At 50.5% G+C, this 863-nt stretch carries 9 tRNA genes; all 9 read left to right on the top strand.

Annotated elements, in window-relative coordinates:
• Positions 1-32 precede the first annotated feature (32 nt).
• The 9 genes from NOL38_RS10395 (at position 33) to NOL38_RS10435 (ending at position 858) form a co-directional block, all read left to right on the top strand.
• Positions 33-105: transfer RNA gene (locus NOL38_RS10395), tRNA-Val, on the top strand.
• Between the two features lie 2 nt (positions 106-107).
• Positions 108-180 (top strand) — tRNA-Asp (locus NOL38_RS10400).
• Between the two features lie 45 nt (positions 181-225).
• Positions 226-298: transfer RNA gene (locus tag NOL38_RS10405), tRNA-Lys, on the top strand.
• Positions 299-301: 3 nt separating this feature from the next.
• Positions 302-383 (top strand) — tRNA-Leu (locus NOL38_RS10410).
• A gap of 14 nt (positions 384-397) precedes the next feature.
• A tRNA-Thr gene (locus NOL38_RS10415) sits at positions 398-470 on the top strand.
• 12 nt (positions 471-482) lie between these two features.
• Positions 483-554 (top strand) — tRNA-Gly (locus NOL38_RS10420).
• A 7-nt stretch (positions 555-561) separates the two neighbouring features.
• Positions 562-645: transfer RNA gene (locus NOL38_RS10425), tRNA-Leu, on the top strand.
• A gap of 18 nt (positions 646-663) precedes the next feature.
• Positions 664-737 (top strand) — tRNA-Arg (locus NOL38_RS10430).
• Between the two features lie 47 nt (positions 738-784).
• Positions 785-858 (top strand) — tRNA-Pro (locus NOL38_RS10435).
• Positions 859-863 lie beyond the last annotated feature (5 nt).

An 863-nucleotide genomic window follows, 5' to 3' on the forward strand; every position in this document is an offset into this window, starting at 1 on the left:
CCCTGTTAGATACGGTAGTCGCTTAGCAATTTGGGAGTTTAGCTCAGCTGGGAGAGCATCTGCCTTACAAGCAGAGGGTCAGCGGTTCGATCCCGTTAACTCCCATAGGTCCCGTAGTGTAGCGGTTATCACGTCGCCCTGTCACGGCGAAGATCGCGGGTTCGATTCCCGTCGGGACCGTTGAAACGAATCAATCATATGTTTCAAGTAATGTAATTAAGTAAAGACTCGTTAGCTCAGTTGGTAGAGCAATTGACTTTTAATCAATGGGTCGCTGGTTCGAGCCCAGCACGAGTCATATGCGGGTTTGGCGGAATTGGCAGACGCACCAGATTTAGGATCTGGCGCTTTCGGGCGTGGGGGTTCAAGTCCCTTAACCCGCATAGTATAGAAATAGGCCGGCTTAGCTCAGTTGGTAGAGCATCTGATTTGTAATCAGAGGGTCGCGTGTTCAAGTCATGTAGCCGGCATTAGGAAAGATTGCGAACGTAGTTCAGTGGTAGAACACCACCTTGCCAAGGTGGGGGTCGCGGGTTCGAATCCCGTCGTTCGCTTTGAGAGGCCGGGGTGGCGGAACTGGCAGACGCACAGGACTTAAAATCCTGCGATGGCAACATCGTACCGGTTCGATTCCGGTCCTCGGCATGAAGATTATAATAGTTAGCACCCTTAGCTCAACTGGATAGAGTACCTGACTACGAATCAGGCGGTTAGAGGTTCGAATCCTCTAGGGTGCATCACTCGCTTAATGGAGACGTTAGGGGAGCTTTATTTTTAATAGTATCGGGAAGTAGCTCAGCTTGGTAGAGTACTTGGTTTGGGACCAAGGTGTCGCAGGTTCGAATCCTGTCTTCCCGATTATA

This window comes from Streptococcus suis (genome assembly GCF_029616525.1).
Classification (GTDB): Bacteria; Bacillota; Bacilli; order Lactobacillales; family Streptococcaceae; genus Streptococcus; species Streptococcus suis_AF.